The sequence below is a fragment of the Streptomyces sp. NPDC002958 genome (genome assembly GCF_055563255.1).
Window position 1 is genome coordinate 232,664 of the sequence record NZ_JBVHDS010000008.1, and the last position, 18,713, is coordinate 251,376.

Below are 18,713 nucleotides of genomic sequence, written 5' to 3' on the forward strand. Positions count from 1 at the left end.
GGTCCGAGTCGTCAATGGGCCCCTGTCGGCGCAGAAGAGCCACTGCGCCGCATCCGGCAGTAGGGGGCTCCATGCGTCCGACCGTTCGAAGAATCAGCAGGCGAGGATCCGACGCCCGACGACGTCCAGCGCTCGGCCGCCGCTGGGCCGCCGTGCTGGGCGTCGGCGCGCTCGTCGTCGCCGGGGGAGGCGGGCTCGCAGGCCACGCGCAGGCCATGGTGACGGCCTCCGTGCCCGTGGACTTCCCCACCCACTGCATCCCGCCGGCCATCGCGGGCATCCCGCCGATCGACGGGACGACGAAGGCCGAGATCACCGTCGACAACGCCGTCCCGGAGGTGGGCGACACCGTCACGGTCACGTACACCGTCATCAAGCCCGCCGCGGGCAACCCGGTCGATCTGGCGCTGCCCGCCGACATCATGACGCCGACCGGCAAGGTCACCGTCGGCGGCGCGCAGTCCGCGAGCGTCACCGTCGCGGGCCCGAAGAAGAACGACCCGGTACCCGGCAAGGGCGACTTCCCGTCGTTCTCGATGACCGGCACCTTCACGGTCACCGCGCCGGGGCAGATCACGCTGTCGCCCGGCGACTACAACATCCACACCAGCTACATCATGGAGCTGGACACCCCCTGCACGGTGACGGATCCGCCCGCCCCCGTCTCCGAGACGATCATCGCGACTGACGGCGGCGGCCAGGTGAACGAGCGTGCGATCCAGCTCGGGACCGCATCAGGCAAGGCGGGTGACGCGGTCACCGTGACCGGGTCGAAGTTCACCGCGGGCGCGGACATCACGCTCGCGGGCCGGGCCGGTGACACCCAGACCGCCGACACGGCCACCGTCAAGGCGGACGGCTCCGGCGGCTTCAGCGCCCGGCTCACCGTCAACGATCTGGCGACCACCGGCATCGTCGCCTACGAGGGCGGCAGCTGGGACGCGGCCAAGGGCGCGGGCCCACAGGCCTACACCGTCACCGGTGGCGGCGGCGAGATCCCGGACGGCAGCCAGCGGCTCAACTCATCCGTCAAGGCGGGCACGCTGTCCATGCTCCAGGCCGGGGACACCGTCGAGATGTCGGCGGTCGACTTCGGGAAGGGCGGCGCCTCCCGCGGCTCCCTGCAGACAGTGACGGTCGAGGACTACCGCGGCGGCCCCGCCGGCTGGTCCCTGACCGGAAAGGTCACCGACTTCAAGGGCCCCGGCGGCGCGACGATCGGCGCATCCGCACTCGGCTGGACCCCGGTCTGCGCGACGAAGGCCGGCAGCCCCAGCACCTGTGCGGCCGGTTCCGAGGGACCGGTCGGCAGCGCGGGCGCCACGCTGGCATCCACGCCGAACGGGAACTTCACCGGCGGCGAGTTCACCGTCGACGCCCGGCTCGCGCTGAACGTACCGGCGTACACCGCCCCCGGCGCGTACTCCGGCGTGCTCACCCTCACCCTCACGTGACCGAGCAGTCCCGATCAGCCGGCGGTCCGGGCGCGCACCCGCCCGGACCGCCCGTCCAGACCACCGACCGATCAACCCGGAGGCCCCGCACCGTGCGCAAGCTGTACGTACTCCTCCTGGCCGGCGTCCTCCTGCTGATCGGCGCCCCAGGAGTCCACGCCGCGGACAACGGCAGCTGGTCGGTCTACCCGGCCACCGCACAGGCCGTTCAGCGCCCGTACTTCTACCTCTCCGCCGACCCCGGCGCCACGCTCCACGACAAGGTCACCGTCACCAACAAGACGGACCGGCCGCAGACCTTCCGGCTGTACGCGGCCGACGCCTACAACACCGCACGCGACGGCGGATTCGCCGTCCGCGCCCAGAACGAGAAACAGCGCTCGGTCGGCGCCTGGACGAGGACCGGCCGCGACCGGGTCACCGTGCGCCCGCACGGCTCCGTCACCGTCCCGGTCACCATCACCGTCCCCGAGGACGCCGAGCCGGGCGACCACCCCGGCGCCCTCGTCGCCCTCGACGAACGCATCGACCCCGCCGACGCCGGAGCCGTCGCCGTCGGCATCCAGAAGGCGGTCGGCGCCCGGATCTATCTGCGGGTGAACGGACCGACCATGCCCGCGCTCTCCGTGGACGACGTCACGGTCGAGCACACCCAGCCGCTGGTCCCGGGCACCGGCAAGAGCCGGGCCGTCATCTCGTACACGCTCCACAACCGGGGCAATGTCACCCTCGACCCCAAGGTCGCCCTCAAGGCCGAGGGCCTCTTCGGCCGCACCCTGCTCGCCCGCGATCTCAAGAAGATCCCCTCCGAGCTGCTGCCCCGCCAGCAGGTCCGGCTGACCGAACAGTGGGCCGACGCGCCACAGCTGGAGTGGGGCGAAATCAGACTGACCGCGAGCGCCCGCGACACCCGCGAGTCCGCCGCCGTCCCGTACTTCGCACTGCCCTGGCTGGTGGCCGGGGTCCTGCTGGTGATCGTCGGCGGGGGTACGGGGATGTGGATACGGGCCCGTCGGAGCCGTGCCCGTACGGCCTGAGACGGCTCGCGACAGGCCCCGCGCGGCCCTTGGTGCGGTGGGGCCGTCAGGATCGGGGACAATGGGCGCCATGAGCGTTCGACCTGACACAGAAGCCGCTGCACAGCAGGCTGCGAACAACGCCCCCCACCGGGCCGGCTTCGCCTGCTTCGTGGGCCGCCCCAACGCGGGCAAGTCCACCCTCACGAACGCTCTGGTCGGCCAGAAGGTGGCGATCACGTCCAACCGGCCCCAGACCACCCGGCACACCGTGCGCGGCATCGTGCACCGCGAGGACGCGCAGCTGATCCTGGTCGACACCCCCGGCCTCCACAAGCCGCGCACGCTGCTGGGCGAGCGTCTCAACGATGTCGTACGGACCACCTGGGCCGAGGTCGACGTCATCGGTTTCTGCCTGCCCGCCGACCAGAAGCTCGGCCCCGGCGACAAGTACATCGTCAAGGAACTCGCGGGCATCAAGAAGACCCCGAAGATCGCCGTCATCACCAAGACCGACCTGGTCGACTCCAAGCAGCTCGCCGAACAGCTGCTCGCCGTCTCCCGCCTCGGTGAGGAGCTCGGCTTCGAGTGGGCGGAGATCATTCCGGTCTCCGCGGTGAAGGCGGAGCAGGAGGCGGGACGCAGTCCCTCGAACAAGGGTGGCGGCGGGAGAGGGGCAGGCCAGGTCGACCTGCTGGCCGATCTGATCGCCCCGCTGCTCCCGGAGAGCCCGCCGCTCTACCCGGAGGGCGACCTCACCGACGAGCCCGAGATGGTCATGGTCGCGGAGCTGATCCGCGAGGCAGCGCTCGAAGGCGTACGGGACGAGCTGCCGCACTCCATCGCGGTCGTCGTCGAGGAGATGCTGCCGCGCGAGGACCGTCCGGCGGACAAGCCGCTGCTCGACATCCACGCCAACGTCTACATCGAGCGCCCCAGCCAGAAGGGCATCATCATCGGCCCGAAGGGCAAGCGACTGAAGGACGTCGGCACGAAGTCGCGCAAGCATATCGAGGCACTGCTCGGCACGCCGGTCTTCCTGGACCTGCATGTGAAGGTGGCCAAGGACTGGCAGCGCGACCCGAAGCAGCTGCGGAAGCTGGGGTTCTGACCGCTGCCCCGGCCCGGCCGCGGAGGCGGGGCCACGCCCGTCTCACGCGCCCTCCCGCAGGACGCGTGAGACCAGTGCGCGCTGGGCGTCGGTCAGCCTCGGGTCCGCGCAGTGGACCGTCCGGTCGCCGACCGTGATCCGGTACCGGAAGCCGTCCGGTACGCCCGGGGGCGGGGTGCCGTGGCCCGCGGCGAGCGCCGACTCGGCCAGGGCCTCCCATTCCGCGGCGTCGGCCCGTCCGGCGGTGTCGACCGCGCGGTGGCGTGCGATGCCGGCGAAGCCGCCGGTCCTGCTGACCTGAATCCGCATGCGGTGTCCTCCATCGCCGGACGGGCCCGGGGTTGTTCTACGCGGTCGGTACGCCCACCTCCGACCATGCCTTCAGGACCGCCTCCGCCTCGTCGCCCTCCCCGAATCGGCTGCGGGCCGCGGCGACCGTCAGCCGGGCGAAGGACGCGAAGTCCGCGTCCACGGCCAGTTGACCACCTGTGAGCACATCGAACCAGAGCTGCCCGGCCCGCTCCCAGGCTTTGCCGCCGAGTGCCGTCGCCAGCAGATAGAACGCGCGGTTCGGGATGCCGGAGTTGAGGTGAACCCCGCCGTTGTCCTCGCCGGTGTGGACGTAGTCCTCCATCGACGCGGGCTGCGGGTCCTTGCCCAGGACATCGTCGTCGTACGCGGTTCCCGGCGCCTTCATCGAGCGCAGTGCGACGCCCTGGACCCGGGGCGCCAGCAGCCCGGCGCCGATCAGCCAGTCGGCCTGGTCGGCGCTCTGTCCCAGCGAGTACTGCTTGACCAGGGAGCCGAAGACGTCGGACATCGATTCGTTGAGCGCGCCGGACTGGCCGTAGTAGCTCAGATTGGCGGTGTGCTGGGTCAGGCCGTGCGCCAGCTCGTGGGCGATCACATCGATGGCGACGGTGAAGTCCAGGAAGATCTCGCCGTCCCCGTCGCCGAAGACCATCTGCTCGCCGTCGAAGAAGGCGTTGTTGTACTTCTCGTCGTAGTGCACGGAGCCGATCAGCGGCAGCCCGTTGCCGTCGATCGAACGGCGGCCGTACGCCTTGAGCAGCAGGTCGAAGGTGGCTCCGAGCCCCGCGTACGCTCGGTTGACGCTTGCGTCTTTCGTCGGCTCCTGGCCCTCGGCACGGACCTTGGTGCCGGGCAGCCGAGTGAGGTGTCGGCAGTCGTACAGCGTCCGGTCGGGTTTGTCGGACGCCTCCGCCTCGGTCGAGGGGGCGACGGGCACGGTGACGACCGTGGCCATCTGGCGGCGGGTGCGGCGGGCGGCGTCGCTCTCCAGGGTGCGGCGGGCCGGACCCGCGAGATCGGGGTTGTCGGACTGCGACAGCTTGTCGAGGACATGGGGCGGCACGATGGTGCAGAAGACGGGGTGGAACCCGTGCTGAGACTGAGGCTGCATAAAGCCGACTGTGGCACTGCGTAATCGCCATGTCACTGGTTGCTGCCAGGATTGACGAAATGGAGTGATCGATCGCTGTTGGGTGTTTCCGGCGTCCGGTCCCGCATACTGATACGGACGGACGCATCAGGCGCCACTCGGCTAGCCTCGTCGCATCATGCGTTTCGGGCTGCTTCTTCTTAGCTGCCGCGGCGAGGGCCTGTAGTCGTAGGCCGACCCCCTCCCCGCGGAGTCTGGTGTTGCAGCGACACAGTCGGCCGTCCCATTGGTTGGACCCCGAGGAGCCGTACGCCATGACCGCCGCAAACCCCGCTCGGACCCCCGCTGAGACCGCTGTCGGCCGTCCGACGCCGATCACCAACGCGACTCAGCTGCAGAAGCCGTCCGGGATGCCGATCCAAAAGTACGGCCGGTACGAGGCCGTCGAGATCCCCGACCGCACCTGGCCGGACAACCGGATCACCGTCGCACCCCGCTGGCTGTCCACCGACCTGCGCGACGGCAACCAGGCCCTGATCGATCCGATGTCGCCGGCCCGCAAGCGCGAGATGTTCGATCTGCTCGTACGCATGGGCTACAAGGAGATCGAGGTCGGCTTCCCGTCCTCCGGCGAGACCGACTTCGCGTTCGTCCGCTCCATCATCGAAGAGGGCGCGATCCCCGAGGACGTGACGATCTCCGTCCTGACACAGGCCCGCGAGGACCTGATCGAGCGGACCGTCGAATCCATCGTCGGCGCCCACCGCGCGACCGTGCACCTGTACAACGCGACGGCGCCCACCTTCCGCCGGGTCGTCTTCCGCGGCTCGAAGGACGACATCAAGCAGATCGCCGTGGACGGCACTCGGCTGGTCATGGAGTACGCGGAGAAACTGCTGGGCCCGGAGACGATCTTCGGCTACCAGTACAGCCCCGAGATCTTCACCGACACCGAGCTGGACTTCGCCCTGGAGGTCTGCGAGGCGGTCTGTGACGTCTGGCAGCCGGAGGAGGGCCGCGAGATCATCCTCAACCTGCCCGCCACCGTGGAGCGTTCGACCCCGTCCACGCACGCCGACCGGTTCGAGTGGATGTCGCGCAACCTGTCGCGCCGCGAGTTCGTCTGCCTGTCGGCCCACCCGCACAACGACCGCGGCACCGCCGTCGCCGCCGCCGAACTGGCCATCATGGCCGGTGCGGACCGGATCGAGGGCTGCCTGTTCGGTCAGGGCGAGCGCACCGGCAACGTCGACCTGGTCACCCTGGGCATGAACCTGTTCTCGCAGGGTGTCGACCCGCAGATCGACTTCTCGCAGATCGACGAGATCCGCCGCACCAGCGAGTACTGCAACCAGATGGAGGTCCACCCGCGCCACCCCTACGCGGGAGACCTGGTCTACACCGCCTTCTCCGGCTCCCACCAGGACGCCATCAAGAAGGGCTTCGACGCCATGGAGGCCGACGCGGCCGCCCAGGGCAAGACCGTGGACGACATCGAGTGGGCGGTGCCGTACCTGCCGATCGACCCGAAGGACGTCGGCCGCAGTTACGAGGCCGTCATCCGGGTCAACTCGCAGTCCGGCAAGGGTGGAATCGCCTACGTTCTGAAGAACGACCACAAGCTGGACCTGCCGCGCCGGATGCAGATCGAGTTCTCCCGGATCATTCAGGCCAAGACCGATGCCGAGGGTGGCGAGGTCACGCCGACGCAGATCTGGTCCACGTTCCAGGACGAGTACCTGCCGAACCCCGAGAACGCCTGGGGGCGCGTACAGATCCGCTCAGGTCAGACCACGACCGGCTCCGACGGCCGGGACACGATCACGGTCGACGCGACCGTGGACGGTGCGGACACCGTGCTGACCGGCAGCGGCAACGGCCCGATCTCCGCGTTCTTCGAAGCGCTGCAGGCCATCGGTATCGACGCCCGTCTGCTGGACTACACCGAGCACACCATGAGCGAGGGCGCCAGCGCCCAGGCCGCCTCGTACATCGAGTGCGCGATCGACGGAAAGGTCCTGTGGGGCATCGGCATCGACGCCAACACCACGCGTGCCTCGCTGAAGGCGGTCGTCTCCGCCGTCAACCGCGCCACCCGCTGACCCGGTGCCCGAAAGGGCATGAACGCGCACGGCCGAAGACCCCGCCCACCCACATCCGGGGGGCGGGGTTCGGCCATCTACAGCGGTTGTGACGATCGAGGTGCTGACGCCGCATCATGACTGTGGTTAACATCACGTCCACACGGCAATGTTGCCGGAGGGGGCACCTCCCGTGCCCATAGGGCCACGGGGGAGTTACGGAGGTGTGCGACGTGCGGTCAGCCCTGGGACAACGCGCCATGAAGCTGCGTATCTGCGGCATCCGCACCATCTGGGACACCGTCGGTGACGGCGAGTTCTTCTGCCCCGGCTGCGGCGGCGACCGCAACTACAGCCGACTCACCGGCCGTCGCCGCTTCGCGGTACTCGGCGTGCCGATACTGCGGCGCGGCACCGCGGGCCCCGTCATCGAATGCGCCGCCTGCCGGGCCCACTTCGACACCGATGTGCTCGACCACCCCACCACCACCCGGTTCTCCGCCATGCTCCGGGACGCCGTCCACACGGTTGCGCTCGGTGTCCTCGCGGCCGGCGGAACCGCCTCCCGCACGGTCCTGGAGACCGCGGCGGCCATCGTGCGCGGCGCCGGGTTCGACGACTGCACGGAGGAACAGCTCTCCACCGTCGTGGAGGTCCTCTCCGCCGACATCGGCCACGGCTCCCCCTTCGACCCGGCGGCCGAGGCCTGCGGAGCGGCCCTCGCCATCGAACTGCACGAGGCGCTGGAACCCCTCGCCCCGCATCTGGCCCCCGCCGGACGCGAATCGATCCTGCTGCAGGGCGCCAGGATCGCGCTCGCCGACGGCCCGTACGGGCAGGCGGAACGCGAGGTGCTGACCACGGTCGGCGGGGCGCTGCAACTCCACGCCGAGGACACGGCCCGACTGCTCGCCGCGGCGGCGCGTACCCCCTCCTGAACGGCTCCGTCCGCACCGGGCGCGTAATCCTGCGGGAGCAATCGCGCCCGTGCGCCCCCTGCGGAAGCAGCCGCGAAGTCGCGACCGGGCCGAGGCGGTGATCGTCGCGTACGAGTCGGGGCTGGTCGTATCGGCCGTCGGCGGGGCGCACGGAAACCGAGACCGCCCGCTTCGGGGGCCGGCCAGATGAGCCGTCCCCGTACCGGACAATGGACGCATGAGCTTGTTCCGGGACGACGGCGTGGTGCTGCGCACGCAGAAGCTGGGCGAGGCCGACCGGATCATCACGATCCTGACCCGCGGCCACGGCCGGGTGCGGGCCGTCGCGCGCGGGGTACGGCGTACGAAGTCCAAGTTCGGGGCACGGCTGGAACCTTTCTCCCACGTCGACGTGCAGTTCTTCGCCCGGGGCAGCGAACTGATCGGCCGCGGTCTGCCACTCTGCACCCAGAGCGAGACGATCGCCCCGTACGGTGGCGGCATCGTCACCGACTACGCCCGCTACACCGCGGGCACCGCGATGCTGGAGACCGCCGAGCGGTTCACCGACCACGAGGGCGAGCCCGCGGTCCAGCAGTATCTGCTGCTCGTCGGCGGGCTGCGCACCCTCGCCCGCGGCGAGCACGAGCCGCATCTCATCCTCGACGCCTTCCTGCTGCGGTCGCTCGCCGTCAACGGCTACGCACCCAGCTTCGAGGACTGCGCCAAGTGCGGAATGCCCGGACCGAACCGGTTCTTCTCCGTCGCGGCAGGCGGCGTCATATGCGCCGACTGCCGGGTGCCCGGCAGCGTCGTACCCTCGGCGGAGGCCGTCACCCTGCTGAGCGCACTGCTCACAGGCGACTGGGAGACGGCGGACGCGTGCGAGGCGCGTCATGTCAGGGAGGGGAGCGGACTGGTGTCCGCCTATCTCCACTGGCATCTGGAGCGCGGACTGCGCTCACTGCGGTACGTAGAGAATTGACACAGGCAGATCAGGCACAGGGAGCGAGACAGTTCATGGCAGTACGCGGGATTCTCGGCGGCCGTAACCGGCGCGACTACAAGACCCCGGAGCCGCACCCCTCCGGTGCCACGCCTCCGAAGATCCCCGGCGAGCTCGTGCCCAAGCACGTCGCCGTCGTGATGGACGGCAACGGCCGCTGGGCCAAGGAACGCGGCCTCCCGCGCACCGAGGGCCACAAGGTCGGCGAGGGCGTCGTCATGGACGTCCTCAAGGGCTGCATCGAGATGGGCGTGAAGAACCTCTCGCTGTACGCGTTCTCCACCGAGAACTGGAAGCGGTCCCCGGAGGAAGTGAAGTTCCTGATGAACTTCAACCGGGACGTCATCCGCCGCCGCCGCGACGAGATGGACGAACTGGGCATCCGCATCCGCTGGGTGGGACGCATGCCGAAGCTGTGGAAGTCCGTCGTCCAGGAGCTCCAGGTCGCCCAGGAGCAGACGAAGGACAATGACAGGATGACGCTGTACTTCTGCGTCAACTACGGCGGCCGGGCCGAAATCGCCGACGCCGCGCAGCGCATCGCGCAGGACGTCGCGGCCGGAAAGCTGGACCCGTCCAAGGTCAACGAGAAGACGTTCGCGAAGTACATCTACTACCCGGACATGCCGGACGTCGACCTCTTCGTCCGGCCCAGCGGCGAGCAGCGCACGTCCAACTATCTGATCTGGCAGAGCGCATACGCCGAGATGGTTTTCCAGGACGTGCTCTGGCCGGACTTCGACCGCCGTGACCTGTGGCGCGCCTGCCTGGAGTACGCCCAGCGCGACCGGCGCTTCGGCGGTGCGGTGGAGGCGGATCAGGAGCCGACGGGCTGAGGAAGGGGAGCCGGGGGCAGCGCCCCCGGCCCGTCACTCCTTCGCGCCCGCACACTCCGCGCACGTCCCGAAGATCTCCACCGTGTGGGCCACGTTCACATACCCGTGCTGCGAGGCGATCGTCTCCGCCCACTGCTCCACCGCGGGCCCCTCGACCTCCACGGCCTTGCCGCACATCCGGCACACCAGGTGGTGATGGTGGTCCCCGGTCGAGCAGCGCCGGTACACGGACTCGCCGTCCGTGGTGCGCAGCACATCGACCTCGCCCGCATCGGCGAGGGACTGGAGGGTGCGGTAGACGGTGGTCAGCCCGACCGAGTCACCGCGGTGCTTGAGCACATCGTGCAGCTCCTGGGCGCTGCGGAACTCGTCCACCTCGTCGAGCGCCGCCGCCACCGCCGCCCGCTGCCGGGTCGACCGGCCGCGTACCGGGGCCGCGTTCGTTCCACTGATCGGCGCCGTCGCCACAGCAGCCTCCTCGTGTCGCCCGTCCTTGTGTCGGGCCATTGTGCCAGCCCGTCCGGGCGTCACGGTCAAACCCGGAGTTCGTCCGCAGCCGGGCGGGAGGCCGATACCTCAAGAGTGCACTCCTCGGACGCCGCTTCGCTCCGGCGGGCGCGCCTTCTGGCCAAGGGGGTCGCGAGCAGCGTCAGGCCGATGAAGACCGCGATGGCCAGCAGCACGATCGTCGCACCGGGCGGGACGTCCTGGTAGTACGAGGTCACGGTGCCTGCCAGGGCCACCGCCGTACCGATGGCGACCGACAGCACGAACGTCACCTTGAAGGACCTGGAGATCTGTTGCGCGGCCGCGACCGGCACCACCATCAGCGCGCTGACCAGCAGCAGTCCGACGACCCGCATCGCCACGGTGACCGTCACCGCCGCCGTCACGGCGATCAGCAGATTCAGTGCGCGCACCGGCAGCCCGGTGACCCGGGCGAACTCCTCGTCCTGGCTGACCGCGAACAGTTGCCGGCGCAGCCCCAGCGTCACCAGCAGCACGAAGGCGGCCAGCAGACAGATCGCGGTGGTGTCCTCGGTGGAGACCGTGGAGAGGGAGCCGAAGAGATACGAGGTGAGGTTGGCGCTGGAGCCGGTTTCGGAGAGGTTGATCAGCAGGACACCGCCCGCCATGCCGCCGTAGAACAGCATGGCCAGCGCGATGTCGCCGCGGGTGCGTCCGTACCAGCGGATCAGCTCCATCACGACGGCGCCGGCGACGGCGACCGCCGTGGCCATCCACACCGGGCTGGTGGAGAGCAGGAAGCCGAGACCGACACCGGTCATCGCGATATGGCCGATGCCGTCGCCCATCAGGGCCTGGCGGCGCTGGACGAGATAGATGCCGACGGCGGGGGCGATGACGCCGACCAGTACGGCGGCGAGCAGAGCCCGCTGCATGAACGGGGGGTCGAGGAATTCCATGATCAGCTCAGCAGTCCCGTCCGGACGGGCTCGGAGGCCGCGTGGGGGTGTACGTGGTCGTGTCCGGGCAGCGCGTGCTGTCCCAGCGCCTTCGGGGGCGGCCCGTCGTGCATCACACAGCCGTCGCGCAGCACGATCGCGCGGTCGATCAGGGGCTCCAACGGGCCGAGCTCATGCAGCACGAGCAACACCGTGGTGCCGGCCGCGACCTGTTCGCGGAGCGTCGCGGCGAGGATCTCCTGGCTTGCCAGGTCGACGCCGGCCATCGGCTCGTCCATGATCAGCAGCTCCGGTTCGGCGGACAGCGCCCGGGCGATCAGCACCCGCTGGTGCTGTCCGCCGGAGAGCGCGCTCACCGAGTCCTTCGCCCGGTCGGCGAGCCCCACGAGTTCGATGGCCCGGTCGACGGCGGCCCGGTCGGCCTTGCGGAGCAGGCCCAGCTTCGTACGGGAAAGACGCCCGGAGGAGACGACCTCATGGACCGTGGCGGGGACGCCGCCGGCCGCCGTGGTGCGCTGGGGTACGTAACCGATACGCGCCCAGGAACGGAAGCGGCGCAGCGGGGTGCCGAACAGCTCGATGGAGCCGCCGGTGAGCGGGACCTGGCCGATGACGGAGCGTACGGCGGTCGACTTGCCCGAGCCGTTGGCACCGAGCAGGGCGACGACCTCGCCGCGGCGGACGGTCAGGTCGATGCCGCGCAGCACCGGACGCGCGCCGAGCGTGGCCGTGGCGCCGCGCAGGGCAATCACGGGTTCGGTCGTGGTGCTCCCGGGCTCGGGCATGAGCGCCTCCGATGCTGCTGTGGCGGGCGTTGCGTAGGTCATTTCGCGCCCAGTGCCTTCTGCAGGGCGGCGAGGTTGGACTGCATGACCTCGATGTAGTCATCGCCCTTGGACTTGTCCGTGATTCCCTCCAGCGGGTCCAGGACGTCGGTCTTCAGGCCGGTGTCTTCGGCGAGGGTTTTCGCGGCTTTGTCGCTGGCGAGCGGCTCGAAGAATACGGTGGTGACCTCGTTCTTCTTCGCGATGGTGTGGATCTCGTTGATCCGGGCGGGGCTGGGCTCGGCCTCGGGGTCGATGCCGGCGATGCCCTCCTGGGTGAGCCCGTAGCGCTCGGCGAGGTACCCGAAGGAGGAGTGGGTGGTGATGAAGGTCTTGGTCTTGGTGTTCTTCAGGCCCGTCTCGTACGCCGTGTTCAGCGCGTCGAGCTTGTCGACGAGTGCGTCCGTGTTCTTGCGGTAGTCCGCGGCGTGGCCGGGGTCGGTCTTCTCCAGGGACTTTCCGACGCCCCTGGCGACCTCGGCGTACTTCACCGGGTCCAGCCAGATGTGGGGGTCGGCGCCGGCCTCGTCACCGTGGTCTTCCGGCGTGGTGAGCTCCGCGGCATCGACGACGTTCTTCGAGCCGGACTGCTTGATGGCGTCGTCGACGGCGGGCTGGATGCCCTTGAGGTAGAGGATGTAGTCGGCGTCGCTGAGATCGCCGGTCTGCCGCGGGGTGAGCTCCAGGTCGTGCGGCTCGACGCCCGGCTTGGTCAGCGTGGTGACGGAGACGTGCTTCCCGCCTATCTGCTCGGCCAGGAACTGCATCGGGTAGAACGAGGCCACCACGTCGAGTTTGTCGCCGTTCTTGTCGTCGGCGACATCCGAGGCGGAGCAGGCGGTGAGGCCGAGGGCGACTGCTCCTGCGACGGCGACGGTGGGTATGAGGCGGCTTACGTTCATGACAGTCATTTTCAACAAAACTGGAAACGATTGTCAACAAGGCTGATGAGATGACTGCTGGGCCGTCTGCGTCGATACCGATTTGATCGAAGGGGAGTGCCCGCCGGTAATCTGAAGCATTCGCCCGCCCGTCTCCCGACCACCACCCCCCACCGAGGCGCTTCGCGCCGCCCCTGTCCAATTTCGTCGTCGTAATGAAGAGAGCACCGTGGCCGCCGACAAGATCGACTCCATCGTCAGCCTGAGCAAGCGCCGTGGCTTCGTCTATCCCTGCAGTGAGATCTACGGCGGTCAGCGTGCCGCCTGGGACTACGGGCCGCTGGGCGTCGAGCTGAAGGAGAACCTCAAGCGCCAGTGGTGGCGCTACATGGTCACCTCGCGCGAGGACGTGGTCGGACTCGACTCGTCGGTCGTCCTGGCCCCTGAGGTGTGGGTCGCCTCCGGCCACGTCGCCACGTTCACCGACCCGCTGACCGAGTGCACCTCCTGCCACAAGCGCTTCCGCGCCGACCACCTGGAGGAGGCGTACGAGGAGAAGCACGGCCACGCGCCCGCGAACGGCCTGGTCGAGCTCAACTGCCCCAACTGCGGCAACAAGGGCACGTTCACCGAGCCCAAGCAGTTCTCGGGCCTGCTCTCCACCCACCTCGGCCCGACCCAGGACTCCGGCTCGGTCGCCTATCTGCGTCCCGAGACCGCCCAGGGCATCTTCACCAACTTCGGCCAGGTCCAGCAGACCTCGCGCAAGAAGCCGCCGTTCGGCATCGCCCAGATGGGCAAGTCCTTCCGGAACGAGATCACTCCGGGCAACTTCATCTTCCGCACCCGCGAGTTCGAGCAGATGGAGATGGAGTTCTTCGTCAAGCCGGGCGAGGACGAGAAGTGGCACGAGTACTGGATGGAGCAGCGCTGGAACTGGTACACCGGCCTGGGCCTGCGCGAGGAGAACATGCGGTGGTACGACCACCCCGCGGAGAAGCTCTCCCACTACTCCAAGCGCACCGCTGACATCGAGTACCGCTTCCGCTTCGGCGGCAGCGAGTGGGGCGAGCTGGAGGGCGTCGCCAACCGCACGGACTACGACCTCAAGGCGCATTCCAAGGCCTCGGGCACGGACCTGTCCTTCTTCGACCAGGAGGCCGGCGAGCGCTGGACTCCGTACGTCATCGAGCCGGCAGCTGGTGTCGGCCGCGCGATGCTCGCCTTCCTCCTCGACGCCTACATCGAGGACGAGGCGCCCAACGCCAAGGGCGTCATGGAGAAGCGCACCGTGATGCGTCTCGACCCGCGCCTCGCGCCGGTCAAGGTCGCCGTCCTGCCGCTGTCCCGCAACCCGCAGCTGTCGCCGAAGGCCAAGGGCCTCGCGACCGACCTGCGGAAGAACTGGAACATCGAGTTCGACGACGCGGGCGCCATCGGCCGCCGCTACCGCCGTCAGGACGAGATCGGTACGCCGTTCTGCGTCACCGTCGACTTCGACACCCTCGACGACAACGCGGTGACCGTGCGCGAGCGCGACACGATGAAGCAGGAGCGCGTCTCCCTGGACCAGATCCAGGCCTACCTCGGCGCCCGACTGCTCGGCTGCTGACGTACCGCATCCGCTGGACGAAGCCCCCGGTTCCTTGTACGGAACCGGGGGCTTCGTCGCACACTGGGCGACCGCCGGATCGTCCATGGTGAACTGCCCGCCGCGCACGCCTTGCTCGACGATCTCCCGCAGCGGGCCGACCGGTTCGAGGATGTGGTCCTCGACGACCGGGCTCTCCCCTGTCAGCACGCTGTAGGTGGCGAGCAGCTCGAGGTCGTCGCCCGCCTTGTGGCGCTTGGCTTCGAACAGCGCCGCCAGCCAGTGCCTCAGCTTCTCCGGGGCGGGCTCCGCCGAGGTGGTGCGGGATCCTTCACCCGGCCGGGCCGAAAATCGGGTGCTGAGCCCCGTCCGGGCGCGGTACGGTTCCGGCATGTCTTCGTTCTTCCAGATCTACGAGTGAGAGCGCGGCGGGTCCTACCCCCCGCCGCCCATCGGATCGATTCCAGGTCGCTTCAGACCTCACTTCTCACCTACGAATGGGAGAACGCCGTGGCCAAGAGCCGCAACAACCTCCTCGGTGTGGGCGGACAGCGCAAGAAGCTGTCCCGCGCCGAGCAGCAGGGCGCGGGCCCTGCGCGCAATGCCGACCGTAAGACGGCTGCCGACCAGAAGCAGGAGCTGCTGCGCAAGATGCGTGAGCGCGCGCAGTCGGGGCCGGCCTCCACGCAGGCCGCCCCGTCCGCAGCGCAGGCCGAGTCGTCGGACGGCTCCGCGCAGCCGAGCGCGTCCGAGCAGGACGCGTCGGCGCAGAGCTGACGCCTCCACATCACCCGTACGGCATCCCACGTACGGCATCACCCGTACGACCGTGGGCCCGGATCACCTGGAGTGATCCGGGCCCACGCCCCGTTGCCGCCCCGTGCTCACGCCATCCTGCGCGGCAGCCGCAGGCTCGGCCGTCGTCCGAGCCGCGCCTGCCGCCCCGTGCTCACGCCATCCTGCGCGGCAGCCGCAGGCTCGGCCGTCGTCCGAGCCGCGCCTGGTGACGTACGTCGTCCCTGCCGACGACGAGACCAGGCAGCGGCTGTGGCGCCCTCAGGCCCTGGAGCTCGCCGACGCCTGATCCCCGGCAGGGGCACCCGCCCGTACCTCCAGGCGCTCCGCTGTCCGACGCGCCGTCTCCCGCGCCCAGCGCCCGCTTGTCAGCGCCCCCACCAGCAGGATGCACAGCCCGCATCCGGTCGTGATCCACCAGGCGGGCTTGCTCGCGTCCACGAAGGCGGCCGCGTACTCGGCGCTGCGCGGGGACCCGGCACCGGCCACGCCCGCCGCCAGCACCGCACCGATCACGGCGACCCCGAGCGTCCCGCCGACCTGTCGGCTGGTCGAGGCCACCGCCGCCGCCACACCGGCCTGCGAACGCGGCATCCCGGAGACGGCCGTGTTGGTGATCGGTGCGTTCACCATGCCGAAGCCCAGGCCGAACAGCACATAGCCGGTGAACAGCAGGACGTTGTCCGTCTCCGCGTCGAACGCGGCGAACAACAGCCCGCACGCCGTCATGGCCGCCCCCGCCACCAGCAGCGGCAGCCGCGGCCCCCGGCTGCCGACGAGCCGCCCGGACAGTGGTGCGCAGACAAAGGTCAGGGCCGCCATCGGCAGCATGTACAGACCGGCGTGCAGCGCGCTCAGCCCGCGCACGTTCTGCAGATAGAGGGTGTTGAGGAAGAGGAACCCGCTCAGCGCGGCGAAGGCGCAGACCGCTATGACGGTGGCCCCGCTGAACGGGGCGCTGCGGAAGAACCTCAGATCGATGAGGGGTTCGGCGCGCCTGGGCTCGTACAGCAGCAACCCGACGAGCGAGCACACGGCGAGCGCGGCGAACACCAGGATGCGTGGCGAGGTCCAGCCGGCCGAGGGCGCTTCGATGATCGCGTACGTCAGCGAACCGAGCAGCGCGATCACCAGCAGCTGCCCCACGGGGTCGGGGCGGCGTGGCTTCGGGGCACGTGACTCGGGGACGTACCGCCAGGTGAGCAGCAGTGCGACCAGACCGACCGGCAGATTGATCCAGAAGATCGACCGCCAGCCGACCGAGTCCACCAGCAGGCCGCCGACCACCGGTCCCGCCGCCATGGAGATGCCGACGACACCGCCCCACACCCCGATGGCACGGGCCCGCTCACGCGGGTCGGTGAAGGTGTTGGTGATGATCGACATCGCGACGGGGTTGAGCATTGAGCCGCCCACCGCCTGCACCATCCGGAACGCCACCAGCGACTCCAGGTTCGGAGCCAGGGAGCAGAGCACCGAGCCGAGGGTGAAGAGGACGAGCCCTATCTTGAAGATCTTCCGGCGCCCGATCCGGTCGGCGGTGGAGCCCGCGAGCATCAGCAGCGAGGCGAGGACGAGGGTGTAGGCGTCGATCGTCCACTGCATGCCTGCGACGGTGGCGTGCAGTTCTTTCTGCATGGAGGGAAGGGCGACATTGAGGACGGTGTTGTCGAGACTGACGATCAGCAGGCTCATGCAGCAGATCGCCAGCACCAACTGCCGTCGACGGAGGCTCAGCTCAGGCATACATGGATAGTACGGTTAACTAACGAAATCTGCTGGCGGGCCGCTCCACGCCGTACGCGACAATGGAGCAATGACCACGCTCGCCCCCGCGCCCCCGCTGCTCCGGATCGGCCCGCACACGGTGCAGCCGCCGGTGGTGCTCGCCCCCATGGCCGGCATCACCAACGCCCCGTTCCGCACCCTGTGCCGGGAGTTCTCCGGCGGCAAGGGGCTGTTCGTCAGCGAGATGATCACCACGCGGGCGCTGGTCGAGCGCAATGAGAAGACCATGCAGCTCATCCACTTCGACGCGAGCGAGACCCCGCGCTCGATCCAGCTGTACGGAGTGGACCCGGTCACGGTCGGCAAGGCCGTCCGCATGATCGTCGACGAGAACCTCGCCGACCACATCGACCTGAACTTCGGCTGCCCGGTCCCGAAGGTCACCCGCAAGGGCGGCGGCTCGGCGCTCCCGTACAAGCGGCCGCTGCTGCGCGCGATCCTCCACCAGGCGGTCTCCAACGCGGGCGATCTGCCGGTCACCATCAAGATGCGCAAGGGCATCGACGACGACCACACCACCTACCTCGACGCGGGCCGGATCGCGGTGGAGGAGGGCGTCACGGCCGTCGCCCTGCACGGCAGGACGGCCGCCCAGCACTATGGCGGCACGGCCGACTGGGACGCCATCGCCCGCCTCAAGGAGCATGTCCCGGAGATCCCCGTCCTCGGCAACGGCGACATCTGGTGTGCGGACGACGCCCGCCGGATGATGCGCGAGACCGGCTGCGACGGCGTGGTCGTGGGCCGCGGCTGCCTGGGTCGCCCCTGGCTCTTCGGTGACCTGGTGAGCGCGTTCGAGGGTACGGAGACGAGGCAGGCGCCCGGACTCCGCAAGGTCGCCGACGTCATGCTGAGGCACGCGACGCTGCTGGGGGGGTGGATCGGCGACGAGACCCGGGGCGTGATCGACTTCCGTAAGCATGTCGCCTGGTACCTCAAGGGCTTCTCGGTCGGCTCCGAGATGCGCAAGAAGCTGGCGATCACCTCGTCGCTGGACGAGCTGGGCGGGCAGCTGCAGGAGCTGGACCTCGACCAGCCGTGGCCGGACGGGGCGGACGGGCCGCGCGGGCGCACCTCGGGCAACAACCGGGTGGTGCTGCCGGACGGCTGGCTGAAGGACCCGTACGACTGCGCGGGCGTGAGCGCGGACGCGGAGCTGGACACCTCGGGCGGCTGAGGGCGCCCCTGAGGTCCTCCGGGACCTGCCCCGGCCCATTGGTGGCCCCCGGCCCAGCGGGGGCCTGCCCGGGCCCATTGGCGGTTCCCGGGCCCGCCGGGGGTCTGCCGGGCCCACTGGTGGTTCCCAGGTCCACCGGGGGTCTGCCGGGCCCACTGATGGTTCCCCAGGGCCACCGGGTCTTCTCAGGCCCTCCGGGAACCTTCCCGGGGCCTTTCGGGGTCTCCGGGGACCCTTCCAGGCCCTTCGGGGCCTCCGGACCCCTCGGGGTCTCCGGGCCCTTGTCGGCCCTTCACGAGGCACACGGCACCACAGGCACCGCGTGCCTCTTCGTTTGCCTCGCTCATCTGAGCGTCATATTCGGCCGGATTCGGCGATATCCAGCCAAGGGTGAGCCTCGATGCGCC

The 18,713-nt window shown here is 69.6% G+C and carries 17 protein-coding genes and 1 pseudogene; 10 read left to right on the plus strand and 8 right to left on the minus strand.

The features are described from left to right. Positions 1-71 precede the first annotated feature (71 nt). The 3 genes from ACZ3IC_RS17325 (at position 72) to ACZ3IC_RS17335 (ending at position 3,581) form a co-directional block, all read left to right on the plus strand. Positions 72-1,454, plus strand: a complete 1,383-nt coding sequence (locus ACZ3IC_RS17325; RefSeq protein ID WP_467417067.1) for a WxL domain-containing protein — start codon at positions 72-74, stop codon at positions 1,452-1,454. A gap of 92 nt (positions 1,455-1,546) precedes the next feature. After that, a complete protein-coding gene (locus ACZ3IC_RS17330) occupies positions 1,547-2,491 on the plus strand; it encodes a WxL protein peptidoglycan domain-containing protein (protein WP_467417068.1) in 945 nt (314 codons plus the stop codon). Between the two features lie 61 nt (positions 2,492-2,552). Beyond that, positions 2,553-3,581, plus strand: a complete 1,029-nt coding sequence (locus ACZ3IC_RS17335) for a GTPase Era (protein WP_361440290.1) — start codon at positions 2,553-2,555, stop codon at positions 3,579-3,581. Between the two features lie 42 nt (positions 3,582-3,623). On the opposite strand, the gene ACZ3IC_RS17340 is transcribed toward ACZ3IC_RS17335, so the two are convergent. Together ACZ3IC_RS17340 and ACZ3IC_RS17345 are read right to left on the minus strand one after the other, a co-directional pair. After that, the gene (locus tag ACZ3IC_RS17340) at positions 3,624-3,890 is read right to left on the minus strand and encodes a protealysin inhibitor emfourin (RefSeq protein ID WP_467417070.1); all 267 of its coding nucleotides are present in this window, start codon (positions 3,888-3,890) and stop codon (positions 3,624-3,626) included. Between the two features lie 37 nt (positions 3,891-3,927). After that, a complete protein-coding gene (locus ACZ3IC_RS17345; RefSeq protein ID WP_467417072.1) occupies positions 3,928-5,004 on the minus strand; it encodes a M4 family metallopeptidase in 1,077 nt (358 codons plus the stop codon). Between the two features lie 293 nt (positions 5,005-5,297). Here ACZ3IC_RS17345 and leuA point away from each other — a divergent pair, with 293 nt between their 5' ends. The 4 genes from leuA (at position 5,298) to ACZ3IC_RS17365 (ending at position 9,823) form a co-directional block, all read left to right on the plus strand. Then, positions 5,298-7,085 carry a 2-isopropylmalate synthase gene (gene leuA / locus ACZ3IC_RS17350; RefSeq protein ID WP_467417074.1) on the plus strand — a complete coding sequence of 596 codons (1,788 nt, stop codon included), beginning with the start codon at positions 5,298-5,300 and terminating at the stop codon, positions 7,083-7,085. Between the two features lie 239 nt (positions 7,086-7,324). Then, on the plus strand, positions 7,325-8,002 hold the full coding sequence (locus tag ACZ3IC_RS17355) for a TerB family tellurite resistance protein (protein ID WP_467417209.1): 678 nt from the start codon (positions 7,325-7,327) through the stop codon (positions 8,000-8,002). A 217-nt stretch (positions 8,003-8,219) separates the two neighbouring features. Continuing rightward, positions 8,220-8,966 carry a DNA repair protein RecO gene (recO, locus tag ACZ3IC_RS17360; protein WP_467417077.1) on the plus strand — a complete coding sequence of 249 codons (747 nt, stop codon included), beginning with the start codon at positions 8,220-8,222 and terminating at the stop codon, positions 8,964-8,966. A gap of 35 nt (positions 8,967-9,001) precedes the next feature. Then, on the plus strand, positions 9,002-9,823 hold the full coding sequence (locus ACZ3IC_RS17365; protein ID WP_467417079.1) for an isoprenyl transferase: 822 nt from the start codon (positions 9,002-9,004) through the stop codon (positions 9,821-9,823). A 33-nt stretch (positions 9,824-9,856) separates the two neighbouring features. Here the strand turns inward: ACZ3IC_RS17365 and ACZ3IC_RS17370 are convergent, their stop codons facing one another. The 4 genes from ACZ3IC_RS17370 to ACZ3IC_RS17385 all read right to left on the minus strand — a co-directional run bounded on the left by ACZ3IC_RS17370 (position 9,857) and on the right by ACZ3IC_RS17385 (position 12,976). Then, on the minus strand, positions 9,857-10,291 hold the full coding sequence (locus ACZ3IC_RS17370) for a Fur family transcriptional regulator (RefSeq protein WP_467417080.1): 435 nt from the start codon (positions 10,289-10,291) through the stop codon (positions 9,857-9,859). Positions 10,292-10,356: 65 nt separating this feature from the next. Continuing rightward, the gene (locus ACZ3IC_RS17375) at positions 10,357-11,250 is read right to left on the minus strand and encodes a metal ABC transporter permease (RefSeq protein ID WP_467417084.1); all 894 of its coding nucleotides are present in this window, start codon (positions 11,248-11,250) and stop codon (positions 10,357-10,359) included. A 2-nt stretch (positions 11,251-11,252) separates the two neighbouring features. Continuing rightward, positions 11,253-12,035 carry a metal ABC transporter ATP-binding protein gene (locus ACZ3IC_RS17380; protein ID WP_467417085.1) on the minus strand — a complete coding sequence of 261 codons (783 nt, stop codon included), beginning with the start codon at positions 12,033-12,035 and terminating at the stop codon, positions 11,253-11,255. 38 nt (positions 12,036-12,073) lie between these two features. Further along, positions 12,074-12,976, minus strand: a complete 903-nt coding sequence (locus ACZ3IC_RS17385; protein WP_467417087.1) for a metal ABC transporter substrate-binding protein — start codon at positions 12,974-12,976, stop codon at positions 12,074-12,076. A gap of 208 nt (positions 12,977-13,184) precedes the next feature. Between ACZ3IC_RS17385 and ACZ3IC_RS17390 the strand changes: the two genes are divergently transcribed. Continuing rightward, complete coding sequence (locus ACZ3IC_RS17390) at positions 13,185-14,567, plus strand: glycine--tRNA ligase (protein WP_467417089.1); 1,383 nt, start codon at positions 13,185-13,187, stop codon at positions 14,565-14,567. Between the two features lie 75 nt (positions 14,568-14,642). On the opposite strand, the pseudogene ACZ3IC_RS17395 reads toward ACZ3IC_RS17390, so the two are convergent. Further along, a pseudogene (locus ACZ3IC_RS17395) lies at positions 14,643-14,939 on the minus strand (TetR/AcrR family transcriptional regulator); the annotation flags it as partial. Positions 14,940-15,056: 117 nt separating this feature from the next. Between ACZ3IC_RS17395 and ACZ3IC_RS17400 the strand changes: the two are divergent. Then, positions 15,057-15,323, plus strand: coding sequence for a DUF6243 family protein (locus ACZ3IC_RS17400; RefSeq protein WP_467417092.1), 267 nt, complete (start codon positions 15,057-15,059; stop codon positions 15,321-15,323). 279 nt (positions 15,324-15,602) lie between these two features. On the opposite strand, the gene ACZ3IC_RS17405 is transcribed toward ACZ3IC_RS17400, so the two are convergent. Then, positions 15,603-17,087, minus strand: coding sequence for an MFS transporter (locus tag ACZ3IC_RS17405; protein WP_467417094.1), 1,485 nt, complete (start codon positions 17,085-17,087; stop codon positions 15,603-15,605). 70 nt (positions 17,088-17,157) lie between these two features. On the opposite strand from ACZ3IC_RS17405, the gene dusB reads away from it, so the two are divergent. After that, positions 17,158-18,306, plus strand: coding sequence for a tRNA dihydrouridine synthase DusB (dusB, locus tag ACZ3IC_RS17410; RefSeq protein ID WP_467417095.1), 1,149 nt, complete (start codon positions 17,158-17,160; stop codon positions 18,304-18,306). The last annotated feature ends 407 nt before the right edge of the window (positions 18,307-18,713 follow it).

Coding starts and splice junctions, on each gene's coding strand:
- ACZ3IC_RS17345 (WP_467417072.1), bottom strand. CDS start 5,004: ATGCAGCCTCAGTCTCAGCACGGGTTCCACCCCGTCTTCTGCACCATC.
- ACZ3IC_RS17355 (WP_467417209.1), top strand. CDS start 7,325: ATGAAGCTGCGTATCTGCGGCATCCGCACCATCTGGGACACCGTCGGT.
- ACZ3IC_RS17385 (WP_467417087.1), bottom strand. CDS start 12,976: ATGAACGTAAGCCGCCTCATACCCACCGTCGCCGTCGCAGGAGCAGTC.
- ACZ3IC_RS17405 (WP_467417094.1), bottom strand. CDS start 17,087: ATGCCTGAGCTGAGCCTCCGTCGACGGCAGTTGGTGCTGGCGATCTGC.
- ACZ3IC_RS17325 (WP_467417067.1), top strand. CDS start 72: ATGCGTCCGACCGTTCGAAGAATCAGCAGGCGAGGATCCGACGCCCGA.
- recO (WP_467417077.1), top strand. CDS start 8,220: ATGAGCTTGTTCCGGGACGACGGCGTGGTGCTGCGCACGCAGAAGCTG.
- ACZ3IC_RS17335 (WP_361440290.1), top strand. CDS start 2,553: ATGGGCGCCATGAGCGTTCGACCTGACACAGAAGCCGCTGCACAGCAG.
- leuA (WP_467417074.1), top strand. CDS start 5,298: ATGACCGCCGCAAACCCCGCTCGGACCCCCGCTGAGACCGCTGTCGGC.
- ACZ3IC_RS17365 (WP_467417079.1), top strand. CDS start 9,002: ATGGCAGTACGCGGGATTCTCGGCGGCCGTAACCGGCGCGACTACAAG.
- ACZ3IC_RS17375 (WP_467417084.1), bottom strand. CDS start 11,250: ATGGAATTCCTCGACCCCCCGTTCATGCAGCGGGCTCTGCTCGCCGCC.
- dusB (WP_467417095.1), top strand. CDS start 17,158: ATGACCACGCTCGCCCCCGCGCCCCCGCTGCTCCGGATCGGCCCGCAC.
- ACZ3IC_RS17380 (WP_467417085.1), bottom strand. CDS start 12,035: ATGCCCGAGCCCGGGAGCACCACGACCGAACCCGTGATTGCCCTGCGC.
- ACZ3IC_RS17340 (WP_467417070.1), bottom strand. CDS start 3,890: ATGCGGATTCAGGTCAGCAGGACCGGCGGCTTCGCCGGCATCGCACGC.